Source organism: Enterobacter adelaidei (genome assembly GCF_041937165.1).
Taxonomy (GTDB): domain Bacteria; phylum Pseudomonadota; class Gammaproteobacteria; order Enterobacterales; family Enterobacteriaceae; genus Enterobacter; species Enterobacter adelaidei.
Map to the genome: position 1 here is coordinate 1,483,415 of NZ_CP154353.1, position 17,198 is coordinate 1,500,612.

Below are 17,198 nucleotides of genomic sequence, written 5' to 3' on the forward strand. Positions count from 1 at the left end.
ACAAATATAGTCTACAGACGCTGTTTAAACTGGTAGTAGCGACCCTGTTTCGCCAACAGTTCTGTGTGACTACCTTGCTCAATAATGTGTCCGTTGTCCATCACAATTATCTGATCAAAACTCGCCAGTCCGCGCAGGCGGTGCGTGACCATCAGCACGGTTTTACCGGTCATGACATTGGCCAGCAAATCAAGGATTTGGCTCTCGGTTGTGGCGTCCAGACCTTCCGTCGGTTCGTCCAGCAACATCAGCGGCGCATCGCGCAGCAGCGCGCGGGCAATCGCCAGACGGCGCAGTTCACCGCCGGAGAGCTGACGGCCACCTTCACCCAGCCAGCTGTTTAGCCCTGCATCTTCAAGCAACTTATGCAGTCCAACCTGTTCCAGCATGGCGCTCAGTTCATCATCAGAGGCCTCTGGTGATGCCAGCAGCAGGTTATCGCGCAGTGTGGCGCTAAACAGATGCACGCGCTGCGGAACCACACTGACAGTTTTGCGCAGAGACTGTTCGCTGAAATCTGTCAGCAACGTATCATTGAAACGAATCTGACCGTGCTGCGGGTCCCAGGCGCGGGTCAGCAACTGTAACAGCGTCGATTTGCCACAGCCGGTACGGCCGAGTATGGCGATGCGCTGGCCCGCGTTTACCGCGAGATTCACACCTTCCAGTGCGTTCTGCGCCTGCTTGTCGTAAGCGAAAGTGACATTATCAAGCGTGAGCGCAACGTTGTCTGGCACCGCGGTCTGTGCGGCACTGAATGTGACTTCAGGTTCTTGCTCGGCGATCTGGGTGATGCGCAGGGCGGAGGCGATTACCTGTCCCAAATGCTGGAAAGCGCCTGTCACCGGTGCCAGCGCTTCAAATGCGGCCAGAGCACAGAACACGAAAAGGGCAATCAGAGGACCTGGCTGCGTATTACCGCCGATACCACCGGATGCCAGCCATAGCATAGCGATTACTGCCACGCCGCCGATTAACATCATCAGCGCCTGAGAGAAGGCCGTCAGTTCCGACTGGCGGCGCTGGGCTTCATGCCAGTTCAGCTCCGTACTTTCCATTCGGGCGCGGTAGCGCTTGCTGGCACCAAAAATGGTCAACTCGGCCTGCCCCTGAAGCCAGGAGGTCAGTTGCTGACGGTAGTCCCCGCGCAGGCGCGTCAGGTTTTCCCCGGTGGATTTCCCGGCGCGGTAAAACAGCGGTGGCAAAATAATGAGCGTGAGCAACATGATCCCACCCAGCGTCAGCGCAACGGGAACATCCAGAACGGACAGTCCCAGCGTGACCACTACAATCACCACAAACGCGCCCACGATCGGGGATATCACGCGCAGGTAAAGGTGATCCAGCGTGTCGACATCCGCCACCACGCGGTTAAGCAACTCGCCCTGACGAAAACGCGCCAGCCCGGCAGGGGAGAGGGGCAGTAGTTTGCTGAATGTGTAGATACGCAGGTGCTGCAGCACGCGGAAAGTGGCGTCGTGGCTGACCAGCCGCTCGAAATAGCGTCCGGCAGTACGGGTGATGGCGGTACCGCGAACACCGGCCGCCGGAAGCATATAGTTGAAGCTGTACAACCCGGCAACGCCCGCAACGGCAGAGGCCGACAGGAACCAGCCGGAAAGGGTGAGCAGGCCGATACTGGCGAGCAGCGTCACAATCGCCAGCACAATCCCCAGTGTCAGCATCCATTTGTGGCGTTTATAGAGCGCAAGATAAGGCAGCAGAGCACGCATCAGATGTCCTCCTGACGATTCGCCAGCAGGGCGGCAAACGGTCCCTGCGCGGTAACGAGAGAGGCGTAATCGCCTTGCTCAACAATACGGCCGTTCTCCATAACCCAGATCTGGTCCCAGTCGGCAATGCCTTCCAGCTGATGGGTGACCATCAGGGTGGTTTGCTGCAGAGAGGCGTCATTCAGAGCATCCATTACGCGCTGCTCGCTGTGTGCATCCAGGCTGGCTGCGGGCTCGTCCAGCAGCATCAGCTGGCATGGGTTGAGCAGCGCGCGGGCAACGGCCACACGCTGCGCCTGCCCGACCGACAGCCCGGCGGACTGGTCGCCGACAACGGTATCCACTCCCTGCGGGAGTTGCGGCAGAAATTCGCTGACCCATGCGCGGTCAAGGACAGATTGCAGCTCGTCTTCTCGGGCATCCGGGCGCGCCAGCAGCACGTTTTCACGTAGCGTAGAGGCTGGAAGCTGCGGATTTTGGCCTACCCAACTGAGCTGTTTACGCCAGGCGTCAGGATCGAGGTTGCGCAGTTCCGTTTTGTTGATCCGCAGTGAACCTGTGTAGGCCATAAAACCGGATAGCGCATTCAGCAGCGAACTTTTCCCGGAACCGCTGGTGCCGACGAGCACTACGCGTTGTCCGGCAGGTAAGGTAAAGTTCAGCGGACCCGCGAGCACTTTGCCTTCGGGTGACAAAATGGAAAAGTCCTGCGCTTCAATAGTCACGGGATCTTTAGCATTCAGCGTAATGTCACCCCGTTCCGGGTGCGCTAGCGGCGTTTCCAGGAATGTTTTCAGGCTGTCGGCCGCGCCAACCGCCTGTGCTTTAGCGTGATAGAAGGTCCCCAGATCGCGAAGCGGCTGGAAAAACTCCGGGGCCAGGATCAGTGCCAGGAAACCGGCAGAAAGGGTCACCGCCGTACCGTAATGGCCAAAATCCAACGCGCCGAGGTAGGAGAAGCCGAAATAAACCGCCACGAGGGCAATCGACAGCGAGGTGAAGAATTCAAGTACGCCTGAGGACAGGAAGGCGAGGCGTAACACTTCCATAGTGCGCTGACGGAAGTCCTGCGATGCCTGGCGAATGTTTTCGGTTTCCGCTTCACCGCGGCCAAAAATGCGCAATGTTTCCATGCCGCGAAGACGGTCGAGGAAATGGCCGCTTAAGCGACCCAATGCCAGGAAGTTACGACGGTTAGCGTCCGCAGCCCCCATGCCGACCAGCGCCATAAACAGCGGGATCAGCGGGGCGGTGCCCATCAGAATCAGCGCGGCCATCCAGTTGACCGGAAAGATGGCGAGCACAATAAGCAGCGGAACAAAGACGGCAAGAGCCATTTGCGGCAGGTAGCGCGCATAGTAGTCGTGCATATCGTCAATCTGCTCAAGAATCAGCGTCGCCCAGCTACCGGCCGGTTTACCCTGGATCCACGCAGGTCCGGCTTCCTGAAGGCGATCGAGCACCTGACGGCGGATCTCGTAGCGGATATGCTGTCCGGCGTGAAACCCGACACGCTCACGCAGCCACACCACCCAGGCTCGCAGGATAAAAATCAGGATCAGAACAATAAAGGGCAGCAGGAGCGCTTCGCGTGGAATGTTCTCCATGATCATATGATTAAGAATGCGGGCCAGCAGCCATGCCTGGGCAACAATCAACAGACCACTGACGAACCCAAGAATACGGGAGATCGTAAGCCAGCGGCGGGAAAGAACGCTTTGCTGTTTCAGCCAGCGTGTTAACTCTTGTTGACGGGTTTTTTCCATTGCGTACTTTGCAGGTGACGTTATTAGAAATTGGGCAGCGCAATGTTACAACGGTGAGACAATAAAGGCGACTTATCGCCGCCTTTATTTACGTTTGTTACTGACTTGTAAAGATTATTTACCTTGTTCAGCCAGTCCATCGAGGTAGCGTTCAGCGTCCAGCGCGGCCATACAGCCGGTGCCCGCTGAGGTAATCGCCTGACGATAAATATGGTCCATCACGTCACCAGCGGCGAACACGCCCGGGATGCTGGTCTGGGTCGCGTTGCCGTGAATACCAGACTGCACTTTGATGTAGCCGTTTTCCAGCTCCAGCTGACCGTCAAAGATCGCGGTGTTCGGGCTGTGGCCGATAGCCACAAACAGACCCGCCACTTCCAGCGTTTCAACATTATCGGTGTTCTGGGTATCACGGATACGCAGACCCGCAACGCCCATCTGATCGCCCGTCACCTCTTCCAGGGTGCGGTTGGTATGCAGCACGATGTTGCCGCTTGCCACTTTATCCATCAGACGTTTGATCAGGATTTTTTCTGCGCGGAAGGTGTCGCGACGGTGGATCAGATGCACCTCAGAGGCAATGTTCGCCAGGTAGAGCGCTTCTTCCACTGCGGTGTTACCACCGCCAATGACCGCGACTTTCTGATTGCGGTAGAAGAAACCGTCGCAGGTAGCGCATGCAGAAACGCCGCGGCCTTTGAACGCTTCTTCGGATGGCAGACCGAGGTAACGGGCAGAGGCACCGGTGGCGATGATCAGCGCGTCACAGGTGTATTCGCCGCTGTCACCCGTCAGGCGGAACGGACGGTTCTGCAGATCGACCTTATTGATGTGGTCGAACAGAATTTCGGTTTCGAATTTAGCGGCATGCTCGTGCATACGCTCCATCAGCAGCGGCCCGGTCAGGTCGTGCGGGTCGCCTGGCCAGTTTTCCACTTCGGTGGTGGTGGTCAGCTGACCGCCTTTTTCCATGCCGGTAATTAACACCGGTTGCAGGTTAGCGCGTGCAGCATAGACCGCCGCGGTATATCCCGCAGGTCCAGAACCAAGGATTAGCAGCTTACTGTGTTTAGCCGTGCCCATGAGATCCCCATTGTTGTTGGCAGACATTTGGCTGGATTGTAGGGAATTTGTTGCCGTAAAAAAAGAGCGCAGCAATTTTGATATCAATCTGTGTAATAGCCGCTGACGATGAATGGCGCGCGATAACATCGCGCTTTCCCTTGAAAAACGGTCGTTTGTAAGGCAATAAAATGAGGATTCATACCCTGCCGTAATGAATATCCGGCATGTTGTACTAAAAAACGATGTTTTGCTTTGACAATCCCCTGCGCTTTTGCGAAAACATTCAAGGAAGAAAAAAAACCGCGTTAACCGTGTGCCGCATAGGCATGCACGTAAATGCCATTTTTACCGGGTCAGTGAAATCTACGCATGGCGTGGACAGACGCCATACGTGATGTCGGTGACTGCCTTCGGGCAACGGTCTTCTTACCAACAGAACCCGAATCCGCATCGCGTCTAATACAAAACCAGGCGATGTGATGACTAACGGGTACAGGCTCTGAACAGTGATGTGCACAGGGTCCAGGCAGGAGTAGGGAAGGAATACAGAGAGACAATAATAATGGTAGATAGCAAGAAGCGCCCTGGCAAAGATCTCGACCGTATCGATCGTAACATTCTTAATGAATTGCAAAAGGATGGGCGTATTTCCAACGTCGAGCTTTCAAAACGTGTGGGACTTTCCCCGACGCCATGCCTTGAGCGTGTGCGCCGACTGGAAAGACAGGGTTTCATTCAGGGCTATACTGCTCTGCTGAACCCGCATTATCTGGATGCCTCACTTCTGGTATTTGTTGAGATTACTCTGAATCGTGGTGCGCCGGATGTGTTTGAGCAATTTAACGCTGCTGTACAAAAACTTGAAGAAATTCAAGAGTGTCACCTGGTGTCCGGTGATTTCGACTACCTGTTGAAAACCCGTGTGCCGGATATGTCCGCCTACCGTAAGCTGCTGGGTGAGACCCTGCTGCGTCTGCCGGGCGTGAACGACACCCGTACTTATGTGGTGATGGAAGAGGTCAAACAGAGCAATCGTCTGGTTATTAAGACGCGCTAACACGGAACAGGTGCAAAATCAGCGTAGTTTGATTACACTCCTGTTAATCCATACAGCAACAGTGCCGGGGAGTCCCGGCGCTGTTGTCCGTTTTAGCAAACAGGCAGGATATGCCTGATACCTGGAGAGCCTTTCTTGAGCCAGGAATACACTGAAGACAAAGAAGTCACACTATCGAAGCTAAGCAGCGGACGTCGTCTCCTCGAGGCTTTGCTGATTGTTATTGCCCTTTTTGCCGTCTGGCTGATGGCAGCCTTACTCAGTTTCAACCCCTCAGATCCCAGCTGGTCACAAACTGCATGGCATGAGCCTATCCATAATTTAGGCGGTGTCCCCGGTGCCTGGCTTGCGGACACGCTGTTTTTCATTTTCGGTGTGATGGCCTACACCCTTCCCGTCATTATCATTGGCGGATGCTGGTTTGCGTGGCGTCATCGTCAGAACGATGATTACATCGACTATTTCGCGGTTTCGCTGCGCCTGATCGGCGCGCTGGCACTGATCCTGACCTCATGCGGTCTGGCGGCCATTAATGCCGATGATATCTGGTACTTTGCCTCTGGCGGAGTGATCGGCAGTTTGTTGAGTTCTGCACTGCAACCGATGCTCCACAGCAGCGGCGGCACGCTGGCGCTGCTGTGCATCTGGGCTGCCGGGCTGACGTTGTTTACCGGCTGGTCCTGGGTGAGCATTGCCGAGAAAATCGGCAGTTTTATCCTCACCATTCTGACCTTCGCCAGCAACCGTACCCGTCGTGACGATACGTGGGTGGATGAAGACGAGTATGAAGATGAAGACGAAGATGAGGATGAAGCGCCTGTGCAACGTCGCGAATCCCGTCGCGCCCGTATCCTGCGTGGGGCATTGGCGCGTCGCCAGCGCGTAGCTGAAAAATTTGCCAACCCGCTTGGACGTAAAACCGATGCGGCACTCTTCTCCGGCAAACGCATGGATGAAGACGAGCAGGTTGAGTATCGCTCAGCAGGTAACGCCGTCGATCCTGATGATGTGCTTTTCTCCGGGAGCCGTGCCACGCCGGGTGACTTTGACGAATACGATCCGCTGCTAAATGGCCAAACCGTTACCGCGCCGGTTGCGGCAGCCGCAGCAGCAACGACCGCTGCGCAGGCGTATGCTGCACCTGTCGAAGCCGTGATGCCATCTGCGCCGGTTTCGCCGCCGGAATCCGTTATTCAGCAGCCTCAGGTTGACTGGCAGACAGCACCCGGTGTTCACACACCGGAGCCCGTTATCGCCCCTGAACCGGAAAGCTATATCCCTGTGCATCAGGAGCAGTGGCAGGAGCCTTATCAGCCGCCGCAACCTGAATATGAACCGCAGCAATATGAACAGCCTGTGGCCCAGCCGTATCAGGAGTATGTGCCTGAGCCGGTCGAATCTGTGCAGCCTTATGTAGCGCCACAGCCTGAACCTGAAGTGGTGGAAGAGGTGAAACCCTCTCGTCCACCAATGTATTATTTTGAAGAGGTTGAAGAGCGTCGTGCTCGTGAACGCGAGCAGCTGGCAGCCTGGTATCAGCCTGTGCCTGAACCGGTGCAGGAGCCGGTTACCAAAGCACCTTCTTTCTCTGTTCCGTCGGTTGACCCAACACCTGCTGTTGCTCCTGTTACGGAAAGCGTTAAGCAGGCAACTGCGGCGGCGGCCGTGGCTGCACCTGTCTTCAGTCTGGCAACCGGTGGGACACCACGTCCTCAGGTGAAAGAGGGTATTGGCCCACAATTGCCTCGTCCTAACCGCGTCCGCGTTCCCACTCGTCGTGAGCTTGCTTCTTACGGTATCAAGCTGCCTTCCCAGCGTATGGCCGAAGAAAAAGCGCGTGAACCAGACTACGAAGATGACGCCGATGAAATGCAGCAGGACGAGCTGGCCCGCCAGTTCGCAGCGCAACAGAATCAACGTTACGGTGAGGAATACCAGCACGATGAACCGATTCTGGAAGATGAAGATGACGCGGCGGAAGCCGAATTAGCGCGCCAGTTTGCCGCAACGCAGCAGCAACGCTATTCCGGTGAACAACCTGCTGGTGCGAACCCGTTCTCGCTGTCTGATTTTGAATTCTCGCCAATGAAGGATCTGGTGGATGATGGTCCGAGCGAGCCTTTATTTACCCCGAGCGTGATGCCGGAAGCCGAGCCAGTGCGCCAGCAGCCAGCTCCGCAGGCTTATACGCAGCCGCAACAGGCGCAACAGCCTCCGCAATTCCAGCAACCTGCGCCTCAGGCGCAGGAAAGCCTGATTCACCCGCTGCTGATGCGTAATGGTGACAGCCGTCCATTGCAACGTCCAAGTACGCCGTTACCGTCGCTGGACCTGTTAACGCCGCCGCCGTCTGAAGTTGAGCCGGTCGATACGTTTGCGCTGGAGCAGATGGCGCGTCTGGTGGAAGCTCGTCTGGCCGACTTCCGTATCAAGGCGGACGTGGTGAACTACTCTCCTGGCCCGGTTATTACCCGTTTTGAACTGAATCTGGCGCCGGGTGTTAAAGCCGCACGTATTTCGAACCTGTCCCGCGACCTGGCGCGTTCGCTGTCGACCGTTGCGGTACGTGTGGTGGAAGTGATTCCCGGCAAACCTTACGTTGGCCTTGAGCTGCCGAACAAAAAACGTCAAACCGTTTACCTGCGCGAAGTGCTGGATAACACCAAATTCCGCGATAACCCATCCCCGCTGACCGTGGTGCTGGGTAAAGATATCGCGGGCGATCCGGTGGTGGCTGATCTCGCCAAAATGCCTCACCTGCTTGTAGCGGGTACCACCGGTTCCGGTAAGTCCGTCGGCGTGAACGCCATGATCCTCAGCATGCTTTATAAAGCGCAGCCGGAAGACGTGCGTTTCATCATGATCGACCCGAAAATGCTCGAACTGTCGGTCTACGAAGGCATTCCGCATCTGCTGACCGAAGTGGTCACCGACATGAAAGACGCCGCCAATGCCCTGCGCTGGAGCGTCAATGAGATGGAACGCCGCTACAAGCTGATGTCTGCGCTGGGCGTGCGAAACCTGGCCGGTTATAACGAGAAAATTGCCCAGGCTGTGCGCATGGGACGTCCGATCCCGGATCCTTACTGGAAGCCGGGTGACAGCATGGATGCCCAGCATCCGGTGCTGGAAAAACTGCCTTATATCGTCGTTCTGGTGGATGAGTTCGCTGACCTGATGATGACCGTCGGTAAGAAAGTGGAAGAGTTGATTGCCCGTCTGGCGCAGAAAGCGCGTGCGGCCGGTATTCACCTTGTGCTCGCGACCCAGCGTCCTTCAGTGGACGTTATCACTGGTCTTATTAAAGCGAACATTCCGACGCGTATTGCGTTTACGGTATCAAGTAAAATTGACTCCCGTACCATTCTTGATCAGGGTGGCGCAGAGTCGCTGCTGGGTATGGGTGACATGCTCTATTCCGGCCCGAACTCCACCTCTCCGGTGCGTGTCCACGGCGCGTTTGTCCGCGATGAGGAAGTTCACGCCGTGGTGCAGGACTGGAAAGCGCGTGGTCGTCCGCAGTATGTTGACGGTATTACCAGCGATGTAGAAAGCGAAGGCGGCGGTGGCGGTTTTGACGGTGGAGAAGAGCTGGATCCATTATTTGATCAGGCGGTTAACTTCGTTACCGAAAAACGCAAAGCGTCCATCTCTGGCGTTCAGCGTCAGTTCCGCATCGGCTATAACCGCGCAGCGCGTATCATCGAGCAGATGGAAGCGCAGGGCATCGTGAGCGAGCAGGGGCATAACGGTAACCGCGAGGTGCTGGCTCCGCCGCCGTTTGACTAACCTTCAGCGATTGCAAAGAAGGGTAAATCAGCAAAAAATTAAGCATTTTCTTCTGTCGCCTGCCTTCGGGCAGGTCCAGAATAGAAGACGGAAACCCCATTTCGGGAAGACGTATTTTAAGGAATAACAATGAAAAAAATCGCCATCGCCTGTGCATTACTGACCAGTTTTGTCGCCAGCAGCGTCTGGGCTGATGCAGCCAGCGACCTTAAAAGCCGACTGGATAAAGTGAGCAGCTTCCACGCCAGCTTCACGCAAAAAGTGACTGACGGCAGCGGCAACGCGGTGCAGGAAGGCCAGGGCGATTTGTGGGTAAAGCGCCCCAATCTGTTTAACTGGCACATGACCCAGCCGGATGAGAGCATCCTGGTGTCTGACGGTAAAACCTTATGGTTCTTCAACCCGTTCGTTGAGCAGGCAACGGCGACCTGGCTGAAAGATGCCACCAGCAATACGCCGTTTATGCTGATTGCCCGCAACCAGTCCAGCGACTGGCAGCAGTACAATATCAAACAGACGGGTGACGAGTTTATCCTGACGCCGAAAGGCAGCAACGGCAACCTGAAGCAGTTCACCATTAACGTAAGCACCAACGGAACCATTAATCAGTTCGGCGCGGTTGAGCAGGACGATCAGCGCAGCAGCTACCAGCTTAAGTCTCAGCAGAACGGCGCCGTGGATGCATCGAAATTCACCTTTACCCCGCCGAAGGGCGTAACGGTGGACGACCAACGCAATAAGTAAGAGGCGTGAGTGGGCAATCTGTCGCTCGATTTTTCAGATAACGCGTTTCAACCTCTGGCCGCTCGTATGCGGCCAGAAAATTTAGCGCAGTACATCGGCCAGCAGCATCTGCTGGCTGCCGGTAAGCCATTGCCGCGCGCCATTGAGGCCGGGCATCTTCACTCCATGATCCTCTGGGGCCCCCCTGGCACCGGAAAGACCACGCTTGCAGAAGTTATCGCCCGCTATGCCAATGCGGACGTTGAACGTCTTTCGGCGGTCACCTCCGGCGTGAAAGAGATCCGCGAGGCGATCGAGCGTGCGCGGCAGAACCGCAATGCCGGGCGGCGTACCATCCTCTTTGTGGACGAAGTCCACCGCTTCAATAAGAGCCAGCAGGATGCTTTCCTGCTGCATATTGAAGACGGCACGATTTTCTTCATCGGTGCAACCACTGAAAACCCATCGTTTGAACTGAACTCGGCGCTGCTTTCGCGTGCGCGCGTTTACCTGCTCAAATCGCTGACTACCGAGGATATCGAAAAGGTTCTCACCCAGGCAATGGACGACAAAGCACGCGGCTACGGTGGGCAGGATATCGTTTTACCTGACGAGACGCGTCGTGCGATTGCTGAGTTGGTCAACGGTGATGCGCGTCGGGCACTGAATACGCTGGAGATGATGGCCGATATGGCCGAAATTGATGACTCCGGCAAGAGAGTGCTTAAACCGGAGCTGCTCACCGAGATTGCCGGTGAACGTAGCGCGCGTTTCGATAACAAGGGCGACCGTTTTTACGATCTGATCTCGGCGCTGCATAAGTCCGTGCGAGGCAGCGCGCCGGATGCGGCACTTTACTGGTACGCACGCATTATCACTGCCGGTGGCGATCCGCTGTATGTTGCACGACGTTGCCTGGCTATTGCCTCGGAAGATGTCGGCAATGCTGATCCACGGGCTATGCAGGTGGCGCTCTCAGCATGGGACTGTTTTACCCGCGTCGGTCCCGCTGAAGGGGAGCGCGCCATTGCGCAGGCGATTGTCTATCTGGCCTGTGCGCCGAAAAGCAATGCGGTCTATACCGCCTTTAAAGCGGCAATGTCTGATGCGCGTGAACGTCCGGACTACGATGTGCCGGTTCATCTGCGTAATGCACCGACCAAACTGATGAAAGAGATGGGGTATGGTCAGGAGTACCGTTACGCCCATGATGAACCCAACGCCTACGCTGCCGGAGAGGAATATTTCCCGCAAGAGATGGCACAAACGCGCTATTATCACCCCACAAACAGAGGTCTTGAAGGCAAGATTGGTGAAAAGCTCACCTGGCTCGCCGGACAGGATCAAAATAGCCCTATAAAACGCTACCGTTAGCGCTATCGTTGCGGTAATGTTGGCAATGTATCCCTGTGACCGCAGGCTGTGGTCACATTTTCCTATTTTAATTCGATAAGCACAGGATAAGCATGCTCGATCCCAATCTGCTGCGTAACGAGCCAGACGCAGTCGCTGAAAAACTGGCACGCCGGGGCTTTAAGCTGGATGTAGATAAGCTGCGCGCTCTTGAAGAGCGTCGTAAAGTTCTGCAGGTACAAACTGAAAATCTGCAGGCAGAGCGTAACTCTCGATCGAAATCCATTGGCCAGGCGAAAGCGCGCGGGGAAGATATTGAGCCATTACGCCTGGAAGTGAACAAACTGGGTGAAGAGCTGGATCAGGCGAAAGCTGAGCTGGATGTTCTTCAGACCGAAATTCGTGATATTGCCCTGGCTATCCCGAATATTCCTGACGACAGCGTGCCTGTCGGCAAAGATGAAAACGACAACGTTGAAGTGAAACGTTGGGGTACGCCTCGCGAGTTCGACTTCGAAGTGCGCGATCACGTGACGCTGGGCGAAATGCACGCGGGCCTGGACTTTGCGGCAGCGGTTAAGCTGACCGGTTCTCGCTTCGTGGTGATGAAAGGCCAGATTGCCCATCTGCACCGCGCGCTTGCGCAGTTCATGCTGGACTTGCACACTGAGCAGCACGGCTACAGCGAAACCTACGTACCGTATCTGGTCAACCACGATACGCTGTACGGTACGGGCCAGCTGCCGAAATTTGCCGGCGATTTGTTCCATACCCGTCCGCTGGACGAGGAAGCGGACAGCAGCAACTACGCGCTGATCCCAACCGCTGAAGTGCCGCTGACTAACCTCGTGCGCGATGAGATCATCGACGAAGACGACCTGCCAATTAAGCTGACGGCACACTCTCCGTGCTTCCGTTCTGAAGCAGGATCTTACGGTCGCGACACGCGCGGTCTGATTCGTATGCACCAGTTCGACAAAGTTGAGATGGTGCAGATCGTCCGTCCTGAAGAATCCATGGACGCGCTGGAAGAGATGACCGGCCACGCTGAGAAAGTGCTGGAGCTGCTGGGTCTTCCGTACCGTCGTATGGCCCTGTGCACCGGTGATATGGGCTTTGGCGCCTGCAAAACCTTCGATCTGGAAGTGTGGGTGCCTGCGCAGAACACCTACCGTGAGATCTCCTCCTGCTCTAACGTCTGGGATTTCCAGGCGCGTCGCATGCAGGCACGTTGCCGCAGCAAAACTGACAAGAAAACCCGTCTGGTTCATACCCTGAACGGCTCTGGTCTGGCTGTCGGCCGTACGCTGGTTGCCGTGCTGGAAAACTATCAGCAGGCAGATGGTCGTATCGAGATCCCTGAAGTACTGCGCCCATACATGAAAGGCCAGCAGTACATCGGCTAATTCTTTGCCTCACAACAAAAAAGCGCCTTCGGGCGCTTTTTTTATGCCTCTGAATTGATACTACGCAATACCCCCTCCCTCTAAAGTAGTAATACTCCTCCGAATGAAAGTTAGCATAAAAGACTGATAACGAAGAGTTTCGTTATATATAAAACTATATAGCGGTATGTGCCGCCTCTCTTTTCTTTGTGAGCAACCAAGTGAGTCTCTATGAAAATCAACGCGCCTGAAGCATTAATGGCAGCTGAGGTCACTCGCCGTGGGTTGATGAAAACCACGGCAATAGGCGGCCTGGCTATGGCCAGTAGCGCCCTCACGCTTCCTTTTACCCGGCTGGCGTCGGCGGCAGATGCATTGTCCCCGGCGACAGCTCCGGAAAAAGTGGTGTGGAGCGCCTGTACCGTAAACTGTGGTAGTCGTTGTCCACTGCGTATGCATGTGGTGGATGGCGAAATTAAATATGTTGAAACCGACAATACCGGGGACGATAACTACGAAGGATTACATCAGGTACGCGCTTGTCTGCGTGGCCGTTCCATGCGTCGTCGTGTGTATAATCCGGACCGTCTGAAGTACCCCATGAAGCGCGTCGGCAAACGTGGGGAAGGGAAGTTCGAGCGCATTAGCTGGGATGAAGCCTACGATATCATCGTCACCAACATGCAGCGTTTGATCAAAGAGTATGGCAACGAATCCATCTACCTGAACTACGGTACTGGAACGCTCGGTGGCACCATGACCCGTTCCTGGCCACCGGGTAAAACACTGGTGGCGCGCCTGATGAACTGCTGCGGCGGATATCTCAATCATTACGGCGACTACTCGTCGGCGCAGATTGCCGCCGGCCTGAACTACACCTACGGTGGCTGGGCAGACGGTAACAGCCCGTCTGATATCGAAAACAGCAAACTGGTTGTGCTGTTCGGTAACAACCCGGGTGAAACCCGCATGAGCGGTGGCGGGGTGACATATTACCTCGAACAGGCTCGCGCTAAGTCCAATGCCCGCATGATCATCATCGATCCGCGCTATACAGATACCGGTGCCGGGCGAGAAGATGAGTGGATCCCAATCCGTCCGGGTACCGATGCGGCGCTGGTCTCAGCGCTGGCGTGGGTGATGATCACCGAAAACCTCGTCGATCAGCCTTTCCTGGATAAATATTGCGTTGGTTACGACGAGAAAACCCTGCCAGCCAGCGCGCCGGCAAACGGGCATTACAAAGCGTACATTCTTGGCCAGGGCAGCGATGGCGTGGCGAAAACGCCAGAGTGGGCGTCCACCATCACCGGTATTCCGGTCGAACGCATCGTCCAACTGGCTCGTGAGATTGGCTCAGCCAAACCGGCCTATATCAGCCAGGGCTGGGGCCCGCAACGTCATGCAAACGGTGAAATCGCGACCCGCGCCATCTCTATGCTCTCCATCCTGACCGGCAACGTTGGTATTCAAGGCGGTAACACCGGCGCGCGTGAAGGCTCGTATGAAGTACCGTTTGAACGTATGCCGACGCTGGATAACCCGGTTCAGACCAGCATCTCGATGTTTATGTGGACCGATGCGATCGAGCGTGGTCCGGAAATGACCGCTTTGCGCGACGGTGTGCGCGGCAAGGACAAGCTGGATGTGCCGATCAAGATGATCTGGAACTATGCCGGCAACTGTCTGATCAACCAGCATTCTGAAATTAACCGTACCCACGAAATCCTGCAGGATGACAAGAAGTGCGAGATGATAGTGGTCATCGACTGCCACATGACCTCCTCGGCAAAATATGCCGATATCCTGCTGCCGGACTGTACTGCATCTGAGCAGATGGATTTCGCGCTGGACGCCTCCTGCGGCAACATGTCCTATGTGATCTTCACCGATCAGGCCATCAAACCTCGCTTTGAGTGCAAAACCATCTATGAGATGACCTCTGAGCTGGCGAAACGTCTTGGCGTTGAGCAGCAGTTTACTGAGGGGCGTACTCAGGAAGGGTGGATGCGTCATCTGCATGAACTTTCCCGTAAGGCGGTCCCTGACCTGCCGGATTTCGATACCTTCCGCAAGCAGGGTATGTACAAACAGCGCGATCCGGAAGGGCACCACGTGGCGTACAAAGCGTTCCGTGAAGATCCGCAGGCGAACCCGCTGACCACGGCGTCGGGCAAAATCGAAATCTACTCCGAAGAGCTGGCAAAAATCGCGTCGACCTGGGAGCTGCCGGAAGGGGACGTTATCGATCCGCTGCCGATCTACACGCCAGGTTTTGAGAACTACAACGATCCGCTGACGGCGAAATTCCCGCTGCAGCTGACCGGTTTCCACTACAAAGCGCGAGTTCACTCCACGTACGGTAACGTCGACGTACTGAAAGCCGCCTGCCGTCAGGAGATGTGGATCAACCCGATGGATGCCAAAGCGCGTGGCATCAACAATGGCGATCGCGTACGCATTTTCAACGGGCGTGGTGAGGTACATATCGAAGCCAAGGTTACACCGCGCATGATGCCTGGCGTTGTCGCGCTGGGGGAAGGGGCCTGGTATAACCCGGATGCCAACCGCATCGACCAGGCAGGCAGTATTAACGTACTGACTACACAGCGCCCATCGCCACTGGCGAAAGGTAACCCATCTCACACAAACCTTGTTCAGGTTGAAAAGGTTTAAGGAGTAACCGATGACAACCCAGTATGGATTTTTTATTGATTCCAGCCGTTGCACCGGGTGCAAAACCTGCGAGCTGGCCTGTAAAGATTACAAAGATCTGACCCCGGACGTCAGCTTCCGCCGTATCTACGAATACGCCGGGGGTGACTGGCAGGAAGATAACGGCGTCTGGCATCAAAACGTTTTCGCCTACTACCTGTCGATTGCCTGCAACCACTGTGAAGATCCGGCCTGTACGAAGGTCTGTCCGAGTGGAGCGATGCACAAGCGCGATGACGGTTTCGTCGTCGTGGATGAAGATGTCTGCATTGGTTGCCGTTACTGCCATATGGCTTGTCCGTACGGCGCGCCGCAGTACAACGCCGCCAAAGGTCATATGACCAAGTGCGACGGCTGCCACTCACGCGTGGCGGACGGCAAAAAACCGATTTGCGTCGAGTCCTGTCCGCTGCGCGCGCTGGACTTTGGCCCAATTGAAGAACTGCGTAAAAAACACGGTCAGCTTGCCGCAGTGGCACCGCTGCCGTCTGCGCACTTCACGAAGCCGAGCATTGTGATTAAACCTAACGCCAACAGCCGTCCAACAGGTGACACCACCGGCTACCTGGCTAATCCGAAGGAGGTGTGAGATGGGAAGTGGATGGCATGAATGGCCGCTGATGATCTTCACGGTCTTTGGGCAATGTGTTGCAGGCGGGTTTATCGTGCTCGCCCTGGCGCTGTTAAAGGGCAACCTCAGTGCTGAACAGCAGCAGCGTCTCGTGTTGAGTATGTTTGGTCTGTGGGTACTGATGGGGATTGGTTTTATTGCCTCAACGCTGCACCTCGGTTCACCGATGCGCGCGTTTAACTCCCTGAACCGCGTGGGGGCCTCATCACTCAGTAATGAGATTGCCAGCGGGGCGATTTTCTTCGCCGTCGGTGGGCTGGGATGGCTGCTGGCAGCGCTGAAAAAATTGCCTGCGGGTATGCGCAGCCTGTGGCTGATCGTGACCATGGTGCTGGGCGTGGTATTCGTATGGATGATGGTGCGCGTGTACAACACCATTGATACCGTTCCCACCTGGTACAGCGTCTGGACGCCGATGAGTTTCTTCCTGACGATGTTTATCGGCGGGCCGCTGTTGGGCTACCTGCTGCTGCGCGTGGCGGGTGTCGACGGATGGGCTATGCGTTTGCTGCCCGCTGTTTCGCTTCTGGCGCTGGTAGTGAGTGCGATGGTCGCCCTGATGCAGGGTTCTGAACTGGCAACCATTCACAGCTCTATCCAGCAGGCCTCTGCCCTGGTGCCGGACTACGGTGCGCTGATGGCCTGGCGTATCGTCCTGCTGGTCGCTGCGCTGGTATTCTGGATTGCTCCTCAGCTCAAAGGCTATCAGCCTGCGCTGCCGTTGTTGTCACTGGCTTTTGTGCTGGTACTGGCGGGTGAACTGATTGGTCGCGGCGTGTTCTACGGGTTGCATATGACTGTAGGTATGGCTATCGCCAGTTAATGTTGTATTTGGTTATATCAAGCCGGGCCTGAGTGCCCGGCTTTTTCTTTTTTCGATCATGAAATTTTTCGACTGTCGTGTTGTTTTAATTTTGCCCATTAATAAATGAAAACAGAGACATAATTAATATCTATAGCAGGCGTGGCATTAGCAGGATA

The 17,198-nt window shown here is 55.7% G+C and carries 11 protein-coding genes; 8 read left to right on the top strand and 3 right to left on the bottom strand.

What is annotated here, in order from left to right; all coding sequences use genetic code 11:
• Positions 1-11: 11 nt before the first annotated feature.
• From cydC to trxB, 3 genes are all read right to left on the bottom strand, one after another.
• Complete coding sequence (cydC, locus tag AAHF05_RS07185; RefSeq protein WP_129325294.1) at positions 12-1,733, bottom strand: cysteine/glutathione ABC transporter ATP-binding protein/permease CydC; 1,722 nt, start codon at positions 1,731-1,733, stop codon at positions 12-14.
• Entirely contained in the window at positions 1,733-3,499 is a 1,767-nt protein-coding gene (gene cydD, locus AAHF05_RS07190; RefSeq protein WP_129325295.1) for a cysteine/glutathione ABC transporter permease/ATP-binding protein CydD, read from the bottom strand. The genes cydC and cydD overlap by 1 nt, the downstream gene beginning before the upstream one ends.
• A 114-nt stretch (positions 3,500-3,613) precedes the next feature.
• Positions 3,614-4,582 (bottom strand): thioredoxin-disulfide reductase, encoded by a 969-nt coding sequence (gene trxB, locus AAHF05_RS07195; RefSeq protein ID WP_049005462.1) that lies wholly within the window; start codon positions 4,580-4,582, stop codon positions 3,614-3,616.
• Between the two features lie 544 nt (positions 4,583-5,126).
• Between trxB and lrp the strand changes: the two genes are divergently transcribed.
• From lrp to AAHF05_RS07235, 8 genes are all read left to right on the top strand, one after another.
• Positions 5,127-5,621 carry a leucine-responsive transcriptional regulator Lrp gene (lrp, locus tag AAHF05_RS07200; RefSeq protein ID WP_000228469.1) on the top strand — a complete coding sequence of 165 codons (495 nt, stop codon included), beginning with the start codon at positions 5,127-5,129 and terminating at the stop codon, positions 5,619-5,621.
• A 135-nt stretch (positions 5,622-5,756) separates the two neighbouring features.
• Positions 5,757-9,410 (top strand): DNA translocase FtsK 4TM domain-containing protein, encoded by a 3,654-nt coding sequence (locus AAHF05_RS07205; protein ID WP_129325299.1) that lies wholly within the window; start codon positions 5,757-5,759, stop codon positions 9,408-9,410.
• A gap of 129 nt (positions 9,411-9,539) precedes the next feature.
• A complete protein-coding gene (gene lolA / locus AAHF05_RS07210) occupies positions 9,540-10,154 on the top strand; it encodes an outer membrane lipoprotein chaperone LolA (protein WP_108090351.1) in 615 nt (204 codons plus the stop codon).
• Between the two features lie 9 nt (positions 10,155-10,163).
• A complete protein-coding gene (rarA, locus tag AAHF05_RS07215) occupies positions 10,164-11,507 on the top strand; it encodes a replication-associated recombination protein RarA (RefSeq protein WP_129325301.1) in 1,344 nt (447 codons plus the stop codon).
• Between the two features lie 92 nt (positions 11,508-11,599).
• Positions 11,600-12,892: a serine--tRNA ligase gene (gene serS / locus AAHF05_RS07220; RefSeq protein WP_028019255.1), complete on the top strand. Its 1,293-nt coding sequence runs from the start codon at positions 11,600-11,602 to the stop codon at positions 12,890-12,892.
• A gap of 210 nt (positions 12,893-13,102) precedes the next feature.
• On the top strand, positions 13,103-15,547 hold the full coding sequence (gene dmsA / locus AAHF05_RS07225) for a dimethylsulfoxide reductase subunit A (RefSeq protein WP_129325303.1): 2,445 nt from the start codon (positions 13,103-13,105) through the stop codon (positions 15,545-15,547).
• Between the two features lie 10 nt (positions 15,548-15,557).
• Positions 15,558-16,175: a DMSO/selenate family reductase complex B subunit gene (locus AAHF05_RS07230; RefSeq protein ID WP_017384545.1), complete on the top strand. Its 618-nt coding sequence runs from the start codon at positions 15,558-15,560 to the stop codon at positions 16,173-16,175.
• A 1-nt stretch (position 16,176) separates the two neighbouring features.
• Entirely contained in the window at positions 16,177-17,040 is an 864-nt protein-coding gene (locus AAHF05_RS07235) for a dimethyl sulfoxide reductase anchor subunit family protein (protein WP_129325305.1), read from the top strand.
• The last annotated feature ends 158 nt before the right edge of the window (positions 17,041-17,198 follow it).

Excerpts from the sequence above, each read along its gene's own strand:
- cydC (WP_129325294.1), bottom strand. The coding sequence starts at position 1,733 with ATGCGTGCTCTGCTGCCTTATCTTGCGCTCTATAAACGCCACAAATGG.
- cydD (WP_129325295.1), bottom strand. The coding sequence starts at position 3,499 with ATGGAAAAAACCCGTCAACAAGAGTTAACACGCTGGCTGAAACAGCAA.
- trxB (WP_049005462.1), bottom strand. The coding sequence starts at position 4,582 with ATGGGCACGGCTAAACACAGTAAGCTGCTAATCCTTGGTTCTGGACCT.
- lrp (WP_000228469.1), top strand. The coding sequence starts at position 5,127 with ATGGTAGATAGCAAGAAGCGCCCTGGCAAAGATCTCGACCGTATCGAT.
- lolA (WP_108090351.1), top strand. The coding sequence starts at position 9,540 with ATGAAAAAAATCGCCATCGCCTGTGCATTACTGACCAGTTTTGTCGCC.
- serS (WP_028019255.1), top strand. The coding sequence starts at position 11,600 with ATGCTCGATCCCAATCTGCTGCGTAACGAGCCAGACGCAGTCGCTGAA.
- dmsA (WP_129325303.1), top strand. The coding sequence starts at position 13,103 with ATGAAAATCAACGCGCCTGAAGCATTAATGGCAGCTGAGGTCACTCGC.
- AAHF05_RS07230 (WP_017384545.1), top strand. The coding sequence starts at position 15,558 with ATGACAACCCAGTATGGATTTTTTATTGATTCCAGCCGTTGCACCGGG.
- AAHF05_RS07235 (WP_129325305.1), top strand. The coding sequence starts at position 16,177 with ATGGGAAGTGGATGGCATGAATGGCCGCTGATGATCTTCACGGTCTTT.